We start from the raw sequence: 21,412 nt of genomic DNA on the forward strand, positions 1-21,412 counted from the left end.
CCGCGCCGAGCAGGCAGGATGGGAGACATGGATCTCCGTATCTTCACCGAGCCCCAGCAGGGGGCCACCTACGACACCTTGCTCACCGTGGCCAAGGCCACCGAGGACCTCGGCTTCGACGCCTTCTTCCGCAGCGACCACTACCTGCGCATGGGCGCCGTGGACGGACTCCCCGGCCCCACCGACGCCTGGATCACCCTCGCCGGACTCGCCCGGGAGACGAAGCGCATCCGCCTCGGCACCCTCATGACCGCCGGCACCTTCCGCCTGCCCGGTGTCCTCGCCATCCAGGTCGCCCAGGTCGACCAGATGTCGGGCGGCCGCGTCGAGCTGGGCCTGGGCGCCGGCTGGTTCGAGGAGGAGCACAAGGCGTACGGCATCCCCTTCCCGAAGGAGAAGATGGGCCGCCTGGAGGAGCAGCTGGCGATCGTCACCGGCCTGTGGGCCACCGAGACCGGCAAGACCTTCGACTTCCACGGCAAGTTCTACGACCTCACCGACTCGCCCGCCCTGCCCAAGCCCGCGCAGGCCAAGGTCCCCGTGCTCATCGGCGGCCACGGCGCCACCCGCACCCCGCGGCTGGCCGGTCAGTACGCCGACGAGTTCAACATGCCGTTCGCCTCGATCGAGGACACCGAGCGCCAGTTCGGCCGGGTACGGGCCGCCGCCGAGGCGGCCGGCCGCGGCGCGGACGCGCTCACCTGCTCCAACGCCCTCGTCGCCTGCGTCGGCAAGGACGACGCCGAGGTCGCCCGGCGCGCCGCCGTCATCGGCCGCGAGGTGGAGGAGCTGAAGGCCAACGGCCTCGCGGGCTCTCCGGCCGAGGTCGTCGAGAAGATCGGCCGCTACGCCGAGGCCGGCGCCCAGCGCATCTACCTCCAGATTCTCGACCTCGACGACCTGGACCACCTGGAGCTGATCTCCTCCCAGGTCCAGTCGCAGCTGTCCTGAGACCGCACGCCTGTCGCACAGTCGAATATCCGAAGGCGCCGGTCACCCGCCCTGTGCGATGGTGTGACCGTCGTCCTGCCGGAGCCCCCGGGGAACACCCCCTGGGGGCTCTCGCGCGCACGGCACCGCAGTCGTCCGTTGCACCGCCGACCCGGCCGGAGAGGCCCATGTTCCTGACCATCACCACCACCGGTACCCCCCAGCACCCCGCGACCGACCTCGGTTTCCTGCTGCACAAGCATCCCGAGAAGGCGCAGGCGTTCTCCACCTCCTTCGGCACGGCCCACGTGCTCTACCCGGAGGCGGAGGAGCAGCGCTGCACGGCGGCGCTGCTGCTGGAGGTCGACGCGGTGGCGCTGGTCAGGCGGGGCAAGGGCAAGGGCCGCGGTGGCGCCCCCGACGCGGCCCTCGCCCAGTACGTCAACGACCGTCCGTACGCGGCCTCGTCCCTCCTCGCCGTCGCGTTGAGCAACGTCTTCTCCAGCGCGATGCGCGGCGTGTGCAAGGCCCGCCCCGAGCGCGCCGCCGAGCCGCTGCCGCTGCGCGTCGAGATCCCGGCCCTGCCCGCCCGCGGCGGCCCCGACCTGGTACGGCGCCTGTTCGAGCCGCTGGGCTGGGCGGTTGCCGTCGACGCGGTGCCGCTGGACACCGCGTTCCCCGAGTGGGGCGACTCGCGCTACGTCCGTCTCGTGCTGGAGTCCGAGACCCTCACCCTCGCGCACGCCCTGCGCCACCTGTACGTCCTGCTCCCGGTGCTCGACGACGCCAAGCACTACTGGGTGGCCCCGGACGAGGTCGACAAGCTGCTGCGGGCCGGTGAGGGCTGGCTGCCCGGCCACCCCGAGCACAAGCTCATCACCAGCCGCTACCTGTCCCGCCGCTGGTCCCTGACCCGCGAGGCGATGGACCGGCTGGAGCTGATCCGGCTGGCCGAGACCGACGACAGCGAGGTCGAGGAGATCGACAACGCGGTCGAGGCGGAGGCCGAGCAGGAGGAGAAGCCGACCCCGCTCGCCGTGCACCGCCGCGAGGCGATCCTCACCGCGCTGCGCGACCACGCCGCCGCCCGCGTCCTCGACCTGGGCTGCGGGGAGGGGCACCTGGTGCGCGAGTTGCTCAAGGAGCCGCGGTTCACCGAGATCGTCGGCGTGGACGTGTCGGTGCGCGCCCTCACCATCGCCTCCCGACGGCTCAAGCTGGACCGCATGGGCGAGCGGCAGGCCGCCCGCGTCCGGCTCTTCCAGGGTTCGCTCGCCTACACCGACAAGCGCCTCAAGGGGTACGACGCCGCCGTGCTCAGCGAGGTGATCGAGCACCTCGACCTGCCGAGGCTGCCCGCCCTGGAGTACGCCGTCTTCGGCTCCGCCCGCCCCCGCACCGTCGTCGTCACCACCCCCAACGTCGAGTACAACGTGCGCTGGGAGACCCTCCCCGCCGGTCACGCCCGCCACCGCGACCACCGCTTCGAGTGGACCCGTGAGGAGTTCCGCGCCTGGGCCGGGGCGGTCGCCGAACGGCACGGCTACGAGGTGGAGTTCCGCCCCGTCGGACCCGACGACCCCGAGGTGGGGCCGCCCACCCAGCTGGCCCTGTTCACCCTGACCGCTACTGAGAAGGAGGCGAAGGCCGCATGAGTACCACCGACGACACCACCGTGCGGGCCCGCGCCCTGCCCGTCACCGACCTCTCCCTCGTCGTGCTGATCGGCGCCTCCGGCTCCGGCAAGTCCACCTTCGCGCGGCGCCACTTCAAGCCGACCGAGGTCATCTCCTCCGACTTCTGCCGGGGCCTGGTCGCCGACGACGAGAACGACCAGAGCGCCAGCCGCGACGCCTTCGACGTCCTGCACTACATCGCCGGCAAGCGGCTCGCCGCGGGCCGCCGCACCGTCGTCGACGCCACCAACGTGCAGCAGGACGCCCGGCGTCAGCTGATCGACCTGGCCAGGAAGCACGATGTGCTGCCCATCGCCATCGTCCTCGACGTGCCCGAGCAGGTCTGCGCCGAGCGCAACGCGGGCCGCACCGACCGCGCCGACATGCCCCGCCGGGTCATCCAGCGCCACACCCGCGAACTCCGCCGCTCCCTGCGCCACCTGGAGCGCGAGGGCTTCCGCAAGGTGCACGTGCTGCGCGGCGTGGCGGAGGCCGAGCACGCCACCGTCGTCACCGAGAAGCGCTTCAACGACCTCACCCACCTCACCGGCCCGTTCGACATCGTCGGCGACATCCACGGCTGCGCCACCGAGCTGGAGACCCTGCTCGCCAAGCTCGGCTACACCGACGGTGTCCACCCCGACGGTCGCACCGCCGTCTTCGTCGGCGACCTGGTCGACCGCGGCCCGGACAGCCCCGGCGTGCTGCGCCGCGTGATGTCCATGGTCAAGTCGGGCAACGCCTTGTGCGTCCCCGGCAACCACGAGAACAAGTACGGCCGCTTCCTGAAGGGCCGCAAGGTCCAGCACACCCACGGACTGGCCGAGACGATCGAGCAGATGGACGGCGAGAGCGAGGAGTTCCGCGCCGAGGTGCGGGAGTTCATCGACGGCCTGGTCAGCCACTACGTCCTCGACGGCGGCAAGCTGGTGGTCTGCCACGCGGGCCTGCCCGAGAAGTACCACGGCCGCACCTCCGGCCGCGTCCGCAGCCACGCCCTGTACGGCGACACCACCGGCGAGACCGACGAGTTCGGCCTGCCCGTGCGCTATCCGTGGGCCGAGGACTACCGGGGCCGGGCGGCCGTCGTCTACGGCCACACCCCGGTCCCGGAGGCCACCTGGCTGAACAACACCATCTGCCTGGACACCGGCGCCGTCTTCGGCGGCAAGCTCACCGCGCTGCGCTGGCCGGAGCGGGAGATCGTCGACGTACCCGCCGAGCGCGTCTGGTACGAGCCGGCCAAGCCGCTGCGCACCGAGGCACCCGGCGGGCACGACGGCCGCCCGCTGGACCTGGCCGACGTCCAGGGCCGCCGCGTGGTGGAGACCCGGCACGCCGGGCGGATCACCGTGCGCGAGGAGAACGGCGCGGCCGCGCTGGAGGTCATGAGCCGCTTCGCCACCGACCCGCGGCTGCTGCCGTACCTCCCGCCGACCATGGCGCCGACCGCCACCTCCGGCGTGGACGGCTACCTGGAGCACCCGAAGGAGGCCTTCGCGCAGTACGCGGCGGACGGCGTCGCCCGGGTGGTGTGCGAGGAGAAGCACATGGGTTCGCGTGCGGTGGTCCTGGTCTGCCGCGACGCGGAGGCGGCCCGCGCCCGCTTCGGCGTGGAGGGCCCCACGGGCTCCCTCTACACCCGTACCGGCCGCCCCTTCCTCGACGACGCCTCGGTCACCGAGGAGATCCTGGACCGGCTGCGCACCGCGATCGGCGAGGCCGGCCTGTGGGACGAACTGGCCACCGACTGGCTGCTTCTGGACACCGAGCTGATGCCCTGGTCGCTCAAGGCCTCCGGGCTGCTGCGCTCCCAGTACGCCGCCGTGGGCGCCGCCTCCGGCGCGGTCTTCCCGGGCGTGCTGGCCGCACTCGAGGGCGCCGCGGCGCGCGGCGTCGGGGTGAAGGACCTCCTCGACCGCCAGCGCGACCGGTCCGCGGACGCGGCCGCGTTCACCGACGCCTACCGCCGCTACTGCTGGCCCACCGACGGCCTGGACGGCGTCCGCCTGGCCCCGTTCCAGATCCTCGCCGTCCAGGGCCGCAGCCTGGCCGCACTGCCGCACGACGAGCAGCTCGCCCTCCTCGACCGGCTCGTCGAGCACGACGGCAGCGGCCTGCTGCGGACCACCCGGCGCCTTTACGTCGACACCGGCGACCCCGAGTCGGTGGCGGCGGGCACCGACTGGTGGCTGGAGATGACCGGCCGCGGCGGCGAGGGCATGGTCGTCAAGCCCGTCGGCGCCCTGGTACGCGACGGGAAGGACCGCCTGGTGCAGCCCGGCATCAAGTGCCGCGGCCGCGAGTACCTGCGGATCATCTACGGCCCCGAGTACACCCGCCCCGACAACCTCGCCCGGCTCAGGCACCGGTTCCTGAACCACAAGCGGTCCCTGGCGATCCGCGAGTACGCCCTCGGCCTGGAGGCCCTGGACCGCCTCGCGGACGGCGAGCCGCTGTGGCGCGTGCACGAGGCGGTGTTCGGGGTGCTGGCCCTGGAGTCGGAGCCCGTGGACCCGCGGCTGTGATCCGGCCCCCGGCGGTGCGGCGTGCGCCGGCCGGAGTCACCCGGCGTACGGCTTCACCGCCGTGGACCGGGCCGACTCCGGACGGCGCTCGCGCGTGGCGAAGCGCGCGTTCAGCAGCAGGAGGGGCTGGGTCAGGAGCGTCGTGGCGAGGGCCATGAAGACCAGGACCGTGTAGAGCGGGGCACTCAGCAGGCCCGCGTCCAGGCCCGCGTTGAGGGCGATCAGCTCGGTCAGCCCCCGGGTGTTGAGCAGGATGCCGACCGTCCACGCGTCGTGCCGGTCGAGGCCGCCCAGAGCGGCCGCGGCCGCCCCGCTGCCGATCTTCGTCACGACCGCGAGCAGCGTCACCACCGCCAGGGCGGCCCAGCCCGTGCCCGTCATGCTGTTCAGCGCCACGGACTGGCCCGACAGCACGAAGAAGAACGGCAGCAGCAGCGAGGCCACGGACAGCAGCGGCCGCAGCAGGTCGGGGTCGAGCGTGCCGCCCTCCTCACGCGGGACGACCACGCCGGCGAGCAGCGCACCGAAGATCACATGCAGTCCCAGCGCGTGCGTGACCCACGCCGAGCCGAGCGCGAAGCCGATGAGCAGCGCCATCCGGAGCGAGGGCTCCAGCCGGGTCCGCCACAGCAGCAGGCGCAGCAGCGGACGGGCCGCGCACGCCATCAGGGCGACGTAACCGACCGTGAGCAGCACCCGCCACGGCCAGTCGAGCCCCCCTCCGGCGCCGTCGCCGCCCCCCGCGTTCAGCAGCGCGCCCGCCAGCACCGTCCAGCAGATCGCGTCCAGCACCCCGGCGGCGGAGACGGCCACCACCCCGGGCACCGTGCGGGACAGCCCGTTCTCGCGCACGATGGCCGTCAGCACCGGTACCGCCGTCGTCGCCAGGGCGACCCCCGCGAAGACCACCATGCCGGGGGAGAGGTCCCCGGGCATGCCCAGGTCGTGCAGGGCGTCCCCGAACAGCAGGGCGCAGCCGCTGCCCACGGCCATCGGCACGGCGAACGAGGCCAGCGCCACGTTCACCGAGCTGCGCGCCCGGACACCGAGCACCTTCAGGTCCAGCTCGTAGCCCACCGCGAACAGGAACACCACCAGCGAGAACTGCGCGAGCCCGGTCAGCGCCGGACCGATCGCCGCCGGGAACAGGGCCGCGTACGCGTGCGGTGCCGTGCTGCCGAGCAGCGAGGGGCCGAGCGCGATCCCCGTCGCCAACTGGCCCACGATGTACGGCTGCCCCAGCCGCCGGGCCAGCCACCCACCGCTGTGGGCGGCCACCAGGATCAGCGCCGAGGCACCCACGAAGTGGGTGATCAGGGCATCGGGACTCAAGGCACCGGAACTCAGCGTGTCCGTACTCAGCGTGTCCGTACTCAGCATGTCGGAACTCAACGGGCCTCCCCCTGACGTGCGGCCGGGCACTCCGGCCGTCGCCACGCTTTACGCGGCGGCGCCGCGGTGCCCCGCCGTCGCACGGGGGCACCCGGAGGGCGCACTGTGGTCACGGGCACGCGAAAGCAGGGGGTGAACGGGCGCCGGAGTGGTCAGGATGGAGACATGGGATTCCAAGTCGACTCCGAAGCCGGGCGGCTCACCCGCGTCATCCTGCACCGGCCGGATCTCGAGCTCAAAAGGCTCACCCCCAGCAACAAGGACGCCCTTCTCTTCGACGACGTGCTCTGGGTGCGCCGGGCGCGCGCCGAGCACGACGGGTTCGCCGACGTGCTCCGCGACCGCGGGGTGGCGGTGCACCTCTTCGGCGACCTGCTCACCGAGACCCTGGACGTCCCGGCCGCGCGGCGGCTCGTCCTGGACCGGGTCTTCGACGAGAAGGAGTACGGAGTGCTGGCCACGGACCACCTCCGGGCCGCCTTCGAGACCCTGCCCGCCCACGAGCTGGCCGAGTGGCTGGTCGGCGGCATGACCAAGCGGGAGTTCCTGGACGCGCACCCGGAGCCGACCTCCGTGCGCTTCCACGCCATGGAGCTGGACGACTTCCTGCTCGGCCCGCTGCCCAACCACCTCTTCACCCGGGACACCTCGGCCTGGATCTACGACGGGGTGTCCATCAACGCCATGCGCTGGCCCGCCCGGCAGCGCGAGACGGTCCACTTCGAGGCGATCTACCGCCACCACCCGGTGTTCCGCGACGAGACCTTCCACCTCTGGTCCGAGGGGCAGGCCGACTACCCCTCCACCATCGAGGGCGGCGACGTCCTCGTCATCGGCAACGGCGCCGTGCTCATCGGCATGAGCGAGCGCACCACGCCCCAGGCCGTCGAGATGCTCGCCCACAAACTGTTCGCCGCCGGGTCCGCCCGGACCATCGTGGCCCTGGACATGCCGAAGCGGCGCGCCTTCATGCACCTGGACACGGTGATGACGATGGTCGACGGCGACACCTTCACCCAGTACGCCGGGCTCGGCATGCTCCGCTCCTACACCATCGAGCCGGGCGCCGGGGAGAAGGACCTGAAGGTCACCGACCACCCGCCGGAGCACATGCACCGCGCGATGGCCGCCGCCCTCGGCCTCGGTGAGATCCGGGTCCTCACCGCCACCCAGGACGTGCACGCGGCCGAGCGGGAGCAGTGGGACGACGGCTGCAACGTCCTGGCCGTCGAGCCGGGCGTCGTCGTCGCCTACGAACGCAACTCCACGACCAACACCCACCTGCGCAAACAGGGCATCGAGGTGATCGAGATCCCGGGCAGCGAACTGGGCCGGGGCAGGGGCGGGCCGCGCTGCATGAGCTGCCCGGTGGAGCGAGAGCCTGTATAGAAATTCAGAAGTTCGTATAGACTTCCAGGAGTCAGTCCCCGACCTGCACCTCTGGAGCGCCCCCATGGCGACAGTCCCGACCGCCCTCGCCGGCCGCCACTTCCTCAAGGAGCTGGATTTCACCGAGGAGGAGTTCCGCGGCCTGATCGAGCTGGCCGCGGAACTGAAGGCCGCGAAGCAGGCCGGGACGGAGACGCGGTACCTCCAGGGCAGGAACATCGCGCTGATCTTCGAGAAGACCTCGACGCGCACCCGCTGCGCGTTCGAGGTCGCCGCCGCCGACCAGGGCGCGTCCACGACCTACCTCGACCCGGCCGGGTCGCAGATCGGCCACAAGGAGTCCGTGAAGGACACCGCCCGCGTCCTCGGGCGCATGTTCGACGGTATCGAGTACCGGGGCGACAGCCAGACCAAGGTCGAGGAGCTGGCGGCCTTCGCGGGCGTCCCCGTCTACAACGGCCTGACCGACGACTGGCACCCCACCCAGATGCTCGCCGACGTGCTCACCATGACCGAGCACAGCGACCGCCCCCTGCGGGAGATCACCTTCGCCTACCTCGGCGACGCCCGCTTCAACATGGGCAACTCCTACCTGGTCACCGGCGCCCTGCTCGGCATGGACGTGCGCATCGTCGCCCCGAAGTCCTACTGGCCCGCCCAGGAGGTCGTCGACCGGGCGCACCGGCTCGCCGGGGCCAGCGGGGCGCGGATCACCCTCACCGAGGACGTGGCCGAGGGGGTGCGGGGCGCCGGGTTCGTCGTCACCGACGTCTGGGTCTCCATGGGCGAGCCCAAGGAGGTCTGGGCGGAGCGCATCAAGGCCCTCGCGCCCTACGCCGTGACCATGGACGTGCTGCGCGCCACCGGCAACCCGGACGTCAAGTTCCTGCACTGCCTGCCCGCCTTCCACGACCTGGGTACCAAGGTGGGCCAGGAGATCTTCGAGACCTACGGGCTCGACTCCCTGGAGGTCACGGACGAGGTCTTCGAGTCGGAGCACTCGGTCGTCTTCGACGAGGCGGAGAACCGGCTGCACACCATCAAGGCCGTCCTCGTGGCCACGCTGGCCTGACCAGGACCGTTATTCTGACCGGCGGCTCCGGAGCCACCCCTTCCGGTGCCGCCCGCGCGATCACCCCCGCGCCCCGCACCACCAGAAACGAGCACCACCCGCAATGCCCGCTTCCCGCGTCAAGTCCCCCCACCTCCTCGTCGCCGAATCCGGCGCGGACCGCGAAGGTCACGGCCTGAAGCGCACGATGGGGCTGTTCCAGCTCATCTGCTTCGGCGTCGGCGCGATCGTCGGCACCGGCATCTTCGTCGGCCTGTCCGACTCCGTCGCCGAGGCCGGGCCTGCCGTCGTCGTCTCCTTCGTCCTCGCCGCGATCACCTGCGTGTTCACCGCGTTCGCCTTCGCCGAGCTGGGCGGCGCGATCCCGGTCTCCGGCTCCTCCTACTCCTTCGCCTACGCCGGGCTCGGCGAGCGGACCGCCTTCCTCGTCGGCTGGTGCCTGCTCCTGGAGTACGGCGTGTCGGTCTCGGCGGTCGCGGTCGGCTGGAGCCAGTACGTCAACGAGCTGCTCGACAGCGTCCTCGGCGTCCAGCTGCCGCACGCCCTGTCCGCGGGCCCCGGCGACGGCGGCGCGGTCAACCTGCCCGCGGTGATCGTCATCGCCCTGGCCTGCGTGCTCCTGGTGCGCGGCGTGCGGGAGAGCGCCCGCGCCACGGCCGCCATGGCCGTCCTCAAGCTGGCCGTACTGCTCGCCTTCTGCGCCGTCGGCTTCTACGCCTTCCGGGACGGCAACCTCACCCCCTTCTCCCCGGCCGGTCTCGGCGGCATCGGCGCCGGCACCACCGCCGCCTTCTTCTCCTACATCGGCTTCGACGCGATCACCACGGCCGGCGAGGAGGCCAAGAACCCGCGCCGGGACATCCCCGTCGCCATCCTGGTCTGCATCGGCCTGGTCACCCTGCTGTACTGCGCGGTCGCCGTCGCCGCGATCGGTGCCGTCGGCGGCGACCAGGTCGGCGGCCGGCCCGCCGCGCTCTCCTACGTCGTCGACGAGGTCACCGGCTCCGCGATCGGCGGCGGCGTGGTCGCCTTCGGCGCGGTCGTCGCCATCGCCTCCGTGGTGCTCGCCGTGATGTACGGCCAGACCCGCATCCTGATGTCGATGTCCCGGGACGGACTGATCCCCCGGGTCTTCGAGAAGGTCTCCCCGCGCACCGCGACCCCCGTCGCCGGCACCCTGATCGTCGGCGTGGTCTTCGCCCTCCCCGCGGCCTTCGCCCCGCTCGACGCGGTGGTCAACCTGTGCACCATCGGAACCCTCGCCACCATGGCCGCCGTCAACGTCTCGGTGATCACCCTGCGGCGCCGCGAACCGGGCCTCGCCCGCACCTTCCGCGTGCCGCTCTACCCGGCGACACCCCTGCTCGGGATCGGCTTCTGCCTGTACCTGATGTACGAGACGGGCGGGGCCACCTGGCTCCAGTTCGCGGTGTTCCTCGCGGTGGGACTGCTGGTCTACACGGCCTACGGGCGCCGCCACTCCCGCCTGGCCCGGACCGCCGTCAGTGCGGACGACGCTGAGCGGGTACCGCAGGAAGCCTGAACCAGACCGCCTTGCCCGACCGGGTGGGCCGGTGACCGCAGGACGAGCTGAGGGCGCGGATCAGGAGCAGACCGCGCCCGTCCTCGCGCCACGGGTCGGGCGGCTCCACGTCCGGCCGGGTGAGGTCGGCCGGCGGCGACGGGTCGGGGTCGTGGACCTCCACCTGGCAGCCGGTCGGCATCAGCTCCACCACCAGCTCGATCGAGGTCGGGCCGGCCGGGGTGTGCTCCACCGCGTTGGCGACCAGCTCCGCCGTCAGCAGCTCCGCGGTGTCCCCGTCGGCCGTGTGCTCCAGCTCGGCCAGGGCGTTGCGCACCAGGGCACGCGCCACCGGCACCGCCGCGGCGGAGTGCGGCAGTGCGATGCGCCAGGAGGCGGGTGCGGGGAAGTGATCGTGCACGGCAGGTCCGTTTCGTGGAGCAGGGGAGTCCTGTCCTGCTTTCAACCTTATGAATGGTACGGCGCCGCCCGGCAGAGCCGTTCGACGGGCACCCCCCGGGACCTTCGGCCCCCGACACGATCCGCGTATCGCGCACCCGTGACGACAGTCACAGAAGGGTGATAACTTCGAGTGTCATGAGTCCCTTCACCGGCTCCGCCGCCCCCACCCCCGACTGGCGGCACCTGCGCGTCGAGGTGGCCGACGGCGTCGCGACCGTCACCCTCGCCCGCCCCGACAAGCTCAACGCCCTCACCTTCGAGGCCTACGCCGACCTGCGCGACCTGCTCGCCGAGCTGTCCCGCCGGCGGTCGGTGCGGGCGCTGGTGCTGGCCGGAGAGGGGCGCGGCTTCTGCTCCGGCGGCGACGTGGACGAGATCATCGGCGCGACCCTGTCCATGGACACCGCGACGCTGCTCGACTTCAACCGGATGACGGGCCAGGTGGTGCGGGCGGTGCGGGAATGCCCGTTCCCGGTGATCGCCGCGCTGCACGGGGTCGCCGCCGGTGCGGGGGCGGTCCTCGCCCTGGCCGCCGACTTCCGCGTCGCCGACCCGTCCGCCCGCTTCGCCTTCCTCTTCACCCGCGTCGGCCTTTCCGGCGGCGACATGGGCGCCGCCTACCTGCTGCCCCGCGTGGTCGGCCTCGGCCACGCCACCCGGCTGCTGATGCTCGGCGACACGGTCCGCGCATCCGAGGCCGAGCGCATCGGCCTGATCAGCGAGCTGACCGAAGAGGGCCGCGCCGACGAGGCCGCCCGCACCCTGGCCCGGCGCCTGGCCGACGGCCCGGCCCTGGCTCACGCCCAGACCAAGGCCCTCCTGACGGCCGAGCTGGACATGCCGCTGGCGGCAGCGGTCGAACTGGACGCGTCCACCCAGGCCCTCCTGATGACCGGCGAGGACTACGCCGAATTCCACGCCGCCTTCACGGAAAAACGCCCCCCGAAGTGGCAAGGGAGGTAGACGGATGCTCTCGTCCCAGGGCAGTGGAGCCAACCCAGGGGCGCGGGGCCGTGTCGATCAGCGGCTCCGCCGCGGGGCGCGACCAGCCCCCACGAACCCGCACTCGCCCGCGAAGACAAGCCACCCCCTGCAAGTGGCGATCGTCGGCGGAGGCCCCGGCGGCCTCTACACCGCCGCCCTCCTCAAACGCCTCGCCCCCGACCGCCGGGTCACCGTCTACGAACGAGGCGCCCCCGACGACACCTTCGGCTTCGGCGTGGTCCTCTCCGACGAAACCCTCGGCGGCATCGAACACGCCGACCCCACCGTCTACGAGGCACTCAAGGCCCATTTCGTCCGCTGGGACGACATCGACATCGTCCACCGTGGCACCCGCCACACCTCCGGAGGACACCGCTTCGCCGCCCTGGGTCGCCGCCGCCTCCTGGAGATCCTGCACCAGCGCTGCCGCGACCTCGGCGTGGAGCTCCGCTTCCGCACCGAGGCACCGCCCCCGGACCGCCTCGCGCGCACCCACGACCTCGTCGTCGCCGCCGACGGCGTGCACAGCGCCACTCGCGAGGCGTACCGCGACGTCTTCCGGCCGCGGCTCACCGCCCACCGCTGCCGCTACATCTGGCTCGCCGCCGACTTCGCCTTCGACGCCTTCCGCTTCGAGATCGCCGAGACCGAACACGGCGTCATGCAACTGCACGGCTACCCCTACTCCCGCCCGTCGCCCGACCACCACCCCTCAACGAGGCCCTACGGGCCGCAGAACGAAGCCGCCTCCACCGTCATCGTCGAGATGCGCGAGGAGGTCTGGCGGGCGGCCGGCTTCGACGAACCGGACGAGACCGAGTCCACCGCCCGCTGCGCCAAGATCTTCGCCGACGCGCTCGGCGGCCGCCCGCTGCGGTCCAACAAGTCGGCGTGGACCACCTTCCGCACGGTCGTCAACGCACGCTGGTCGCACGGCAACGTCGTCCTGCTCGGCGACGCCGCCCACACCGCCCACTTCTCCATCGGCTCCGGCACCAAGCTCGCCGTCGAGGACGCCCTCGCGCTCGCCGCCTGCCTGGAGGAGCGGCCCACCCTCCAGGAGGCGCTGACCGCGTACGAGGAGGAGCGGCGCCCCGTCGTCGCCTCCACGCAGCGCGCGGCCAAGGCCAGCCTGGAGTGGTTCGAGGACCTGGACCGGTACCTCGGCCAGCCGCCGCGCCAGTTCGCCTTCAACCTGCTCACCCGCAGCCGCCGGGTCACCCACGAGAACCTGCGGCTGCGCGACGCCGACTTCACCGGCGAGGTGGAGCGCGAGTTCGGCTGCCCGCCGGACACGCCCCCGATGTTCACCCCGTTCCGGCTGCGCGGCCTGACCCTGCGCAACCGCGTCGTCGTCTCCCCGATGGACATGTACTCGGCCACCGACGGCGTCCCCGGCGACTTCCACCTGGTCCACCTCGGCGCCCGGGCCCTCGGCGGTGCCGCCTTGGTGATGACCGAGATGGTGTGCGTCAGCGCCGAGGGCCGCATCACCCCCGGCTGCGCGGGCCTCTACACCGGCCGGCAGGGCGGGGCGTGGCGGCGGATCACCGACTTCGTGCACGACAGCGCGCCCGGCACCGCGATCGGCGTACAGCTGGGCCACAGCGGCCGCAAGGGCTCGACCCGGCTGATGTGGGAGGGCATGGACGAACCGCTGCCCGAGGGCAACTGGCCCCTCGTGGCTCCCTCCCCGCTGCCGTACCGGCCCGGCGGCCAGGTCCCGCGCGAGCTGTCCCGGGCGCAACTGACGGACGTGCGGGAGCAGTTCCGGGCCGCCGCCGAGCGGGCCGCCGGGGCCGGTTTCGACCTGCTCGAACTGCACTGCGCCCACGGCTACCTGCTCTCCGGCTTCCTCTCCCCGCTCACCAACCACCGCACCGACGCCTACGGCGGCTCACTGGAGAACCGGCTGCGCTTCCCCCTGGAGGTCTTCGACGCCGTACGCGAGGTGTGGCCGGACGAGCGGCCCATGACCGTACGGATCTCCGCCACCGACTGGGCCGAGGGCGGCACCAGCGACGAGGAGGCGGTGGAGATCGCCCGGGCCTTCGCCGCGCACGGCGCCGACGCCCTCGACGTGTCCACGGGCCAGGTCGTCGCCGGTGAACGGCCCGAGTTCGGACGGTCGTACCAGACGCCGTACGCGGACCGTATCCGCCACGAGGCGGGCGTCCCGGTGATCGCCGTCGGCGCCATCTCCTCCTGGGACGACGTCAACTCGTTGATCCTGGCCGGGCGCACCGACCTGTGCGCCCTCGCCCGGCCCCACCTCTACGACCCGCACTGGACGCTGCACGCCGCCGCCGAGCAGGGCTACGACGGGCCGGGCGCCCGCTGGCCCGCGCCCTACCGGGCGGGCAGCCGACCGCCGCGCACCGGACGCAGCGACGCCCCCAAGCCGAGACTCACGCTGCACGGCCCGCGTCAGGACGGGTAGCCCCAGGCCGCGCACATCGGGCGCAGCCGCTCGGGGATCTCGTCCCGGCCGGGCAGCGCGCGTCCCGGCTGCACGGTGCCGGTGCGGATGTTCTCCCGCCAGTCGCCCAGGCCCCTGACCAGCTCGGCACCACTCTTCTTCCCGTAGTTGAGCATGGCCGGCGCGTAGTCGACGCCGAGGTACGCGCACAGGCGGCGCATCTCGCGCTCGGGGTCGCCGGTGATGTCCTCGTAGCGCACGGTGAAGCCGTCGGCGTCCGCCGACCGGGCCTCCTCCACGGCCGTCATGTAGCGCAGCACGTCCGTGACGGCCGTGTCCTTCGGCCGCTTGACGGGGTCGCTCTCGTGCCAGGAGCGGGCGATCGACTCGGGGTGGCGCAGCAGGAAGACGAAGCGCGCGTCGGGCCAGCAGTCCCCCAGACGCTGGTACATGTAGGCGTTGGCCGGTGTCTTCTCGACCACGAAGTCCTTGCCGGACCTGGTGAGTTCACGGTGCAGGACGCGGTCCCACAGCAGGTGCTCCAGATCGCCGCGGAGCAGGCCGAGTTCCCCCATCGCGCGCTCGGAGTGCCAGTTGGCGCAGGCGACCTCCAGCTTGCCGACGTGCAGTTCGTGCGGGGCGTGCAGCCGCGGGTGGGCCCCCATCATCATGCGCAGCAGGGTGGAGCCGGAACGGATGGACGAGATGATGAAGACGGGCCTTCGCAGCAACCGGTCGGTGGGCAGTTCCCCGGCCGACGGACATCGGTACGGGGCCGCCCGGCCCGCCGTGGGCTGCGCGGCGGCGGACTTCCCTCCCCGCCTCCCCTTCGGACTCCCGTTCGCCGCCCGGGGTGCTCTCCGCACCTGGAGGCCGGTGGTGACGGTGAGGGCCCGGTTCAAGTTACGTGCGAGACTCATGCGTCCGCACGCTAGGGGAGAAACCTGAGAAGAGGGTCTGAGGAGGCTGAGGGTTCACTGATCCCCTCGGAATGCGATGTGACTCACAGAGCGTGGCGTGCTCACTGCTCGGGAGGCGAAGCCGGTCCCATGGCCGCGTAGTGCGCGCCCGCGTCGCGCAGCCGCTCGTGCAGCGCCCGGAAGACGGCCGCCGAGCGCGTGCCGGGCCAGTCCTCGGGCAGCAGCCGGGCGGGCAGCCCGGGGTCCGTGTAGGGCAGGTGGCGCCAGGAGTCCAGGGCGAGGAGGTAGTCGCGGTAGGCCTCCTCGGGCGGCGTGTCCGCCCGGCGCTCCCAGCCGTGCAGGACGCGTGCGTGGCGGTCGAGGAAGGCCTCGTGCTCCTTGGCGATCGCGGCCAGGTCCCACCAGCGGGCCACCGCCTCCGCGGTCGCCGTGAAGCCCAGGTGCTCACCGCGGAAGAAGTCCACGTAGGAGTCCAGGCCGAGTCGGCCCAGGGTGTGCCGGGTCTCCGCGTACAGCCGGGCCGGGGCGATCCACACGCCGGGCGCCGCGGTGCCGAAGCCGAGACCGGCCAGGCGCGAACGCAGGACGTGCCGCTTCTGCCGCTCCGACTCGGGCACGGAGAACACGGCGAGCACCCAGCCCTCGTCCCCGTGGGGCGTGGTGGCGTAGACGCGCCGGTCCCCGTCGTCGAGCAACTGACGGGCCTCGGCGGAGAGTTCGTACCCCGCCGCGCCCTCGGCCGTACGGGCGGGCAGCAGCAGCCCGCGCCGTTTCAGCCGGGACACCGACGAACGCACGGAGGGCGCGTCCACCCCGACCGCGGCCAGCAGCCGGATCAGCTCGGCGACGGGCACCGGGCCCGGCGCCCAGCGGCCGTACGCGCCGTAGAGCGTGACGATGAGGGACCTCGGAGCGGGCTGTACGTGCTGGTCGGACACATTGATCATCTTATGTCGTCGGCGGCACGCCCGGCCCGGTCGGGTCGAGGAGGCGGTAGCGCTGGAGCTTGCCGGTCGCCGTGCGCGGCAGGGCGTCCAGGAAGACGATCTCCCGGGGACACTTGTACGGCGCCAGTTCCGAGCGCAGGAACGCGCGCAGCGCGTCCGCGTCCCGCGCGGCCCCTTCCCGCAGCACCGCGTGCGCCACCACCACCTGGCCCCGGTGCTGGTCGGGACGGCCCACCACCGCCGCCTCCACCACGTCGGGGTGGCGCAGCAAGGCGTCCTCCACCTCGGGCCCGGCGATGTTGTACCCGGCGGAGATGATCATGTCGTCGGCGCGTGCCACGTACCGGAAGTACCCGTCGGGCTCGCGGACGTAGGTGTCCCCGGTGACGTTCCAGCCGCCGCGCACGTACTCCCGCTGGCGCGGATCCGCGAGGTACCGGCAGCCCACCGGACCGCGCACCGCCAGCAGTCCGGGCTCCCCGTCGGGGACCGGCGCGCCGTTCGCGTCCTGTACGCGCGCGTGCCACCCCGGCACCGGAACACCCGTCGTGCCGGGCCTGATGGCGTCGTCCGCCGCGGACACGAAGATGTGCAGCAACTCGGTGGCGCCGATGCCGTTGATGATCCGCACTCCGGTGCGCTCGTGCCAGGACCGCCAGGTGGCCGCGGGCAGGTTCTCGCCCGCCGAGACACAGCGCCTGAGGCTGCTCACGTCGTACCCGTCCAGCTCGTCGAGCATCGCGCGGTACGCCGTCGGCGCGGTGAACAGCACCGACACCCGGTGCTCGGCGACGGCCGGCAACAGCTGCCTGGGGCCGGCCTGTTCGAGCAGCAGGGCGCTCGCCCCGGCCCGCATCGGGAAGACGACGAGACCGCCGAGCCCGAAGGTGAAACCGAGCGGCGGGCTGCCCGCGAAGACGTCGTCGGAGCGCGGCTTGAGCACCTGCGCGGAGAAGGTGTCCGCGATCGCCAGCACATCGCGGTGGAAGTGCATGCACCCCTTGGGCCGCCCGGTGGTGCCCGAGGTGAACGCGATCAGCGCCACGTCGTCGGCGGCGGTGTCGACGGCCCGGTAGGGCGTCGCGGGCACCGCGTCCGACGTCGTACGGCTGTGCAGGTCGTCCGGCGCGTCCCCGCCGTACGTCGTGATCCGCAGGCCGGCGATCTCCGCCTTGGCGAGGTCGTCGACGGCCCGGACGTCGCACAGCGCGTGCCCCACCCGGGCGATCTCGCAGATCGCGCGCAGCTCGTGCGGGCGCTGCTGGGCCAGCACGGTGACCGCCACCGCGCCCGCCTTCAGCACCGCCAGCCAGCACGCGGCCAGCCACGGGCCGGTGGGGCCGCGCAGCAGCACCCGGTTGCCCGGGACGACGCCGAGGTCGGCGGTGAGCACGTGGGCGATCCGGTCGACGCGGTCCCGCAGCCCGCCGTAGGTCCAGGTGTCCCCGGACGCGGTGCGGAAGACCGGGCGGTCGTCGGGCGGGCCGGTGAGCAGCTCGGCGGCGCAGTTCAGCCGCTCCGGGTAGCGCAGCTCCGGCAGGTCGAAGAGCAGCTCCGGCCACTGCTCGGGGGGCGGCAGGTGGTCGCGCGCGAAGGTGTCGACGTGGGCGGAGCGGTGCGGGTCCGCGCGGCGCGGATCGGCCATGGCGGTTCGCCCCCTTTGTCGTGGTGGGCTCGCGCAACGAGCGTATCGTGTTGGTGACGACAGTCAACGGGGCGCGATAACCTCGATCGGTGCCCGGCGGTCCGTCCGGTGGGCAGGGAGCAGTCGGGCAAGCAGGGGAAGGGACCGGCGATGACCGCATTCTCGCTCGAACCGGCACAACTCACCTGGTGCGACGAGCTGCGCGCCCTCGCCGCCGAACGGCTGCGCCCGCTCGCGGAGAAGGGCGAGCCGGGCCGCGTCAACCGCCCCCTGGTCGCCGAGCTGGGCTCCCTCGGCCTGCTGCCCCGCCTGTTCACCTCGGGTGCGCTCGACCTGTGCCTGATGCGCGAGTCCCTCGCCCACGCCTGCACGGAGGCCGAGACCGCCCTCGCCCTCCAGGGCCTCGGCGCCCACCCCGTGCACGCGCACGGCACCGAGTCCCAGCGCGCCCGCTGGCTCCCCCGCGTGAGCGACGGCACCGCGGTCGCCGCCTTCGCCCTCAGCGAGCCCGACGCGGGCTCGGACGCGGCGGCACTGTCGCTGCGGGCGGAACCGGAGACCGGGCACGGCGCGGGCGCGTCCGCCTGGCGGCTCACCGGGGAGAAGTGCTGGATCTCCAACGCCCCCGAGGCCGACTTCTACACGGTGTTCGCCCGCACCACCCCCGGCGCCGGGGCCGGCGGGGTGACCGCCTTCCTGGTGCCCGCCGACCGCCCCGGCCTCACCGGCACCCCGCTCGACATGCTCTCGCCGCACCCCCTCGGCGCCCTCGCCTTCGACGGCGTGCCCGTCGGCGCGGACGACGTGCTGGGCGAACCCGACCGCGGCTTCCGGGTGGCCATGGACACCCTCAACCTGTTCCGCCCCAGCGTCGGCGCCTTCGCCGTCGGGATGGCCCAGGCCGCCCTGGACGCGACCCTCGCCCACACCACCGCCCGCGAGGCCTTCGGCGGCAGGCTGCGCGACCTCCAGACCGTCGCCCACCAGGTCGCCGAGATGGCGCTGCGCACCGAGGCGGCCCGCCTGATGGTGTACGCGGCGGCCACGGCGTACGACGCGGGCGACCCGGACGTCCCGAAGCGCGCCGCGATGGCGAAACTCCTCGCCACCGAGACCGCCCAGTACGTCGTCGACCACGCCGTCCAGCTGCACGGCGCCCGCGCCCTGCGCCGCGGCCACCTCCTCGAACACCTCTACCGCGAGGTGCGCGCCCCGCGCGTCTACGAGGGCGCCAGCGAGGTCCAACGCGGCATCGTCGCCAAGGAGCTGTACCGGACATACCAGCCCTCCCGGACCGACACCACGAGCAAGGAGGCCGGAGCATGACCGCCGAACGGGTGAACCCACCCCAACTGTCCCCGCCCACCGGCTTCTCCCACGCCGTCGTCGCCACCGGCACCCGCGTCGTCTTCCTGGCCGGCCAGACCGCCCTCGACACCGACGGCAAGGTCACCGGCGACACCCTCCCCGCCCAGTTCGAGCAGGCCCTCACCAACCTGCTCACCGCCCTGCGCGCCGCCGGGGGCACCCCCGCCGACCTCGCCCGCGTCACCGTCTACGCCACCGACGTCGCCGCCTACCGCACCCACGCCGCCGAACTCGGCCGCACCTGGCGCGAGCTGGCCGGCCGCGACTACCCGGCGATGGCGGTCGTGGAGGTCGTACGGCTCTGGGACGAACGGGCGTTGGTGGAACTGGACGGGTTCGCGGTACTGCCCTAGCGGGCCCGCGACGCCTAGCATTCCGGCATGCCGGACATCGAACTGAGCGCGGGAACCATCGAGTACGAGGACACCGGCGGCGACGGCCCGGTCGTCGTCCTTCTCCACGGCCTCGTCCACGACGCGACCGTCTGGCGCAAGGTCCTCGCCGACCTGCGCACCGACCACCGGGTGATCGCGCCGACCCTGCCCTACGGCGCCCACCGCCGCCCGATGCGCCGACCACCCACACCCGACCTGGTCAACGAGCTGATCGCCGAGTTCCTCGACCGCCTCGACCTCACCGACGTCACCCTCGTCGAGAACGACTGCGGGCGCGCCCAGACGGTGGCCGCCCGGCACCCGGAGCGGCTCGCGCGGCTGGCGCTCGTCGCGTGCGAGGCGTTCGACAACTACCCACCGGGCCTGCCCGGGAAGCTGATCGGCATCGCCTGCCGGGCCCCCGGCGGCGTGTCCCTGCTGGTGCGCACCCTCGGCCTCAGGCCGCTGCGGCGCCTCCCGGTCGGCATCGGCGCGCTCACCAAGCGGCCCGTGCCGGACGAGGTAGTCGACGGCTGGCTGCGCCCGCTGCGCACCGACCCGGCGATCCGCCGCGACTTCCGGCACTACGGCACGCACGTGCGCCGCGACGAACTGCTCGAAGCCGCCCAGGGCCTGCGGAGGTTCGACCGGCCCGCACTCGTCGTCTGGGCGACCGAGGACCTGATGATGCCCCGTGCCCACGGCCGGCGCCTGGCCGAACTCCTCCCGCAGGGACGGCTGGTGGAGGTCGAGGACACCCGGACGCTGATCCCCGAGGACCAGCCGGAGCTGCTCGCCTCCCTGCTGCGGGAGTTCGTCGCCGAGAAGGACTGAGTCCCGCGTCCTGCCGGACGTATTCAGGCGGCCATCACCAGGCGCCCGGCGGGCACCCGGCAGGGGGCGACCACACGGCCGTCGGGGAGCAGCTCACCGGTGTCGTCGAAGACGACCGTGCCGTCGCACAGCAGGTTCCATCCCTGCTCCGGATGGGCGGCCACGACGTGCGCGGTGACGACGCTCGCCTCGGGGGAGTCGGAAGCGGGGCAGGAAGGCCGGTGGACACACATGGCGCACCTCCATGTCGGGAGACCGTCCCGTCCTCGGGACCGTCGCGTGTACAGACGGTGCGCCCGCCGGGAAGTCATCGCCAAGTACCGGGCGGCAAGCGTGACAACACCCGGACAAGCCGGGGACGGTTCCACGACGGCCGGCCCGGACTCGCCACCGAAGGGGTGACGGTCACTGCCGCCGGCCCCTCCGCCCGGTACCAGTGGAACCTCTCATTCCGACCGACCGGGAGGTTCCCCATGCCCCTACGCCCCGCCGCCCTCGCCACGGCCGCCGGCGCCGCCCTGCTCCTGCTCGCCGCCCCCGCCGCCACGGCCGCGCCCCACGACGCCCGCCTCGTCGCGGAGTCGGTGACCGTCGATCCGACCGGCCGCATCGCCGCCGACGGCAGCGTCACCCTCTCCGGCACCTACCGCTGCACCGGCGGCAGCGGCCCGGTCTTCGTCAGCTCCACCGTGAGCCAGAGCGACCCGTCCGCCCGCTTCGGCGTCGGCGGCACCCGCGCCGTCTGCGACGGCCTGGAGCGCCGCTGGGTCAACACCGGGACGCCCGACACGGTCGTCCTCCAGCCCGGCGCGGCCCACGTCGAGGCCACCCTGATGGAGCTGCGCCCCATGGGCATCGTGCCGCTCCCGAGCTTCCACGCCCGGCAGGGACAGGACGTGGTCCTGACGGCGGGCTGACCCGCGCGGTGCCCTTCCGTATCCGTCCGGGCG

The 21,412-nt window shown here is 73.0% G+C and carries 18 protein-coding genes; 12 read left to right on the top strand and 6 right to left on the bottom strand.

The features are described 5' to 3' along the window. The first annotated feature begins 27 nt into the window (after positions 1-27). From ACFYZ3_RS17570 to ACFYZ3_RS17580, 3 genes are all read left to right on the top strand, one after another. On the top strand, positions 28-951 hold the full coding sequence (locus ACFYZ3_RS17570; RefSeq protein WP_388518120.1) for an LLM class F420-dependent oxidoreductase: 924 nt from the start codon (positions 28-30) through the stop codon (positions 949-951). Positions 952-1,118: 167 nt separating this feature from the next. Next, positions 1,119-2,585 (top strand): 3' terminal RNA ribose 2'-O-methyltransferase Hen1, encoded by a 1,467-nt coding sequence (locus ACFYZ3_RS17575; RefSeq protein ID WP_388518123.1) that lies wholly within the window; start codon positions 1,119-1,121, stop codon positions 2,583-2,585. Then, on the top strand, positions 2,582-5,134 hold the full coding sequence (locus ACFYZ3_RS17580; RefSeq protein ID WP_388518126.1) for a polynucleotide kinase-phosphatase: 2,553 nt from the start codon (positions 2,582-2,584) through the stop codon (positions 5,132-5,134). Before ACFYZ3_RS17575 ends, ACFYZ3_RS17580 begins: the two co-directional genes overlap by 4 nt. A gap of 36 nt (positions 5,135-5,170) precedes the next feature. Here ACFYZ3_RS17580 and ACFYZ3_RS17585 read toward each other — a convergent pair whose 3' ends face one another. Continuing rightward, on the bottom strand, positions 5,171-6,466 hold the full coding sequence (locus tag ACFYZ3_RS17585; protein WP_388518745.1) for a cation:proton antiporter: 1,296 nt from the start codon (positions 6,464-6,466) through the stop codon (positions 5,171-5,173). Positions 6,467-6,691: 225 nt separating this feature from the next. On the opposite strand from ACFYZ3_RS17585, the gene ACFYZ3_RS17590 reads away from it, so the two are divergent. The 3 genes from ACFYZ3_RS17590 (at position 6,692) to ACFYZ3_RS17600 (ending at position 10,530) form a co-directional block, all read left to right on the top strand. Continuing rightward, on the top strand, positions 6,692-7,915 hold the full coding sequence (locus ACFYZ3_RS17590; protein ID WP_388518129.1) for an arginine deiminase: 1,224 nt from the start codon (positions 6,692-6,694) through the stop codon (positions 7,913-7,915). Positions 7,916-7,979: 64 nt separating this feature from the next. After that, the gene (gene argF / locus ACFYZ3_RS17595) at positions 7,980-8,987 is read left to right on the top strand and encodes an ornithine carbamoyltransferase (RefSeq protein WP_388518132.1); all 1,008 of its coding nucleotides are present in this window, start codon (positions 7,980-7,982) and stop codon (positions 8,985-8,987) included. 103 nt (positions 8,988-9,090) lie between these two features. After that, positions 9,091-10,530: an amino acid permease gene (locus ACFYZ3_RS17600; RefSeq protein ID WP_388518135.1), complete on the top strand. Its 1,440-nt coding sequence runs from the start codon at positions 9,091-9,093 to the stop codon at positions 10,528-10,530. On the opposite strand, the gene ACFYZ3_RS17605 is transcribed toward ACFYZ3_RS17600, so the two are convergent. Next, positions 10,490-10,930 carry an ATP-binding protein gene (locus ACFYZ3_RS17605; protein WP_388518138.1) on the bottom strand — a complete coding sequence of 147 codons (441 nt, stop codon included), beginning with the start codon at positions 10,928-10,930 and terminating at the stop codon, positions 10,490-10,492. The genes ACFYZ3_RS17600 and ACFYZ3_RS17605 overlap by 41 nt on opposite strands. 176 nt (positions 10,931-11,106) lie before the next feature. On the opposite strand from ACFYZ3_RS17605, the gene ACFYZ3_RS17610 reads away from it, so the two are divergent. Both ACFYZ3_RS17610 and ACFYZ3_RS17615 read left to right on the top strand, forming a co-directional pair. Next, positions 11,107-11,934 carry an enoyl-CoA hydratase family protein gene (locus ACFYZ3_RS17610; RefSeq protein ID WP_388518140.1) on the top strand — a complete coding sequence of 276 codons (828 nt, stop codon included), beginning with the start codon at positions 11,107-11,109 and terminating at the stop codon, positions 11,932-11,934. 4 nt (positions 11,935-11,938) lie between these two features. Next, a complete protein-coding gene (locus tag ACFYZ3_RS17615; RefSeq protein ID WP_388518143.1) occupies positions 11,939-14,395 on the top strand; it encodes a bifunctional salicylyl-CoA 5-hydroxylase/oxidoreductase in 2,457 nt (818 codons plus the stop codon). Here the strand turns inward: ACFYZ3_RS17615 and ACFYZ3_RS17620 are convergent. The 3 genes from ACFYZ3_RS17620 to ambL form a co-directional block, all read right to left on the bottom strand. Continuing rightward, the gene (locus ACFYZ3_RS17620) at positions 14,383-15,294 is read right to left on the bottom strand and encodes a sulfotransferase family protein (protein ID WP_388518146.1); all 912 of its coding nucleotides are present in this window, start codon (positions 15,292-15,294) and stop codon (positions 14,383-14,385) included. The genes ACFYZ3_RS17615 and ACFYZ3_RS17620 overlap by 13 nt on opposite strands. Positions 15,295-15,395: 101 nt before the next feature. Beyond that, positions 15,396-16,241 carry a PaaX family transcriptional regulator C-terminal domain-containing protein gene (locus tag ACFYZ3_RS17625; RefSeq protein WP_388518149.1) on the bottom strand — a complete coding sequence of 282 codons (846 nt, stop codon included), beginning with the start codon at positions 16,239-16,241 and terminating at the stop codon, positions 15,396-15,398. A 1-nt stretch (position 16,242) separates the two neighbouring features. Beyond that, positions 16,243-17,949 (bottom strand): aminobenozate:CoA ligase AmbL, encoded by a 1,707-nt coding sequence (ambL, locus tag ACFYZ3_RS17630; protein ID WP_388518748.1) that lies wholly within the window; start codon positions 17,947-17,949, stop codon positions 16,243-16,245. Positions 17,950-18,036: 87 nt separating this feature from the next. Here ambL and ACFYZ3_RS17635 point away from each other — a divergent pair, with 87 nt between their 5' ends. Genes ACFYZ3_RS17635 through ACFYZ3_RS17645 form a run of 3 tightly spaced genes read left to right on the top strand, consistent with a single transcriptional unit; the run spans position 18,037 to position 20,462 of the window. Continuing rightward, positions 18,037-19,212 carry an acyl-CoA dehydrogenase family protein gene (locus ACFYZ3_RS17635; protein WP_388518152.1) on the top strand — a complete coding sequence of 392 codons (1,176 nt, stop codon included), beginning with the start codon at positions 18,037-18,039 and terminating at the stop codon, positions 19,210-19,212. Then, positions 19,209-19,607: a RidA family protein gene (locus ACFYZ3_RS17640; RefSeq protein ID WP_388518155.1), complete on the top strand. Its 399-nt coding sequence runs from the start codon at positions 19,209-19,211 to the stop codon at positions 19,605-19,607. The genes ACFYZ3_RS17635 and ACFYZ3_RS17640 overlap by 4 nt, the downstream gene beginning before the upstream one ends. Before the next feature lie 27 nt (positions 19,608-19,634). Continuing rightward, complete coding sequence (locus ACFYZ3_RS17645; RefSeq protein ID WP_388518158.1) at positions 19,635-20,462, top strand: alpha/beta fold hydrolase; 828 nt, start codon at positions 19,635-19,637, stop codon at positions 20,460-20,462. A 23-nt stretch (positions 20,463-20,485) separates the two neighbouring features. On the opposite strand, the gene ACFYZ3_RS17650 is transcribed toward ACFYZ3_RS17645, so the two are convergent. Then, on the bottom strand, positions 20,486-20,695 hold the full coding sequence (locus ACFYZ3_RS17650; RefSeq protein ID WP_388518161.1) for a DUF5999 family protein: 210 nt from the start codon (positions 20,693-20,695) through the stop codon (positions 20,486-20,488). A gap of 240 nt (positions 20,696-20,935) precedes the next feature. Here ACFYZ3_RS17650 and ACFYZ3_RS17655 point away from each other — a divergent pair, with 240 nt between their 5' ends. Next, positions 20,936-21,379 (top strand): DUF6299 family protein, encoded by a 444-nt coding sequence (locus tag ACFYZ3_RS17655; protein ID WP_388518163.1) that lies wholly within the window; start codon positions 20,936-20,938, stop codon positions 21,377-21,379. Positions 21,380-21,412: the final 33 nt, after the last annotated feature.

The sequence above is a fragment of the Streptomyces sp. NPDC001599 genome (assembly GCF_042893535.1).
GTDB lineage: Bacteria > Actinomycetota > Actinomycetes > Streptomycetales > Streptomycetaceae > Streptomyces.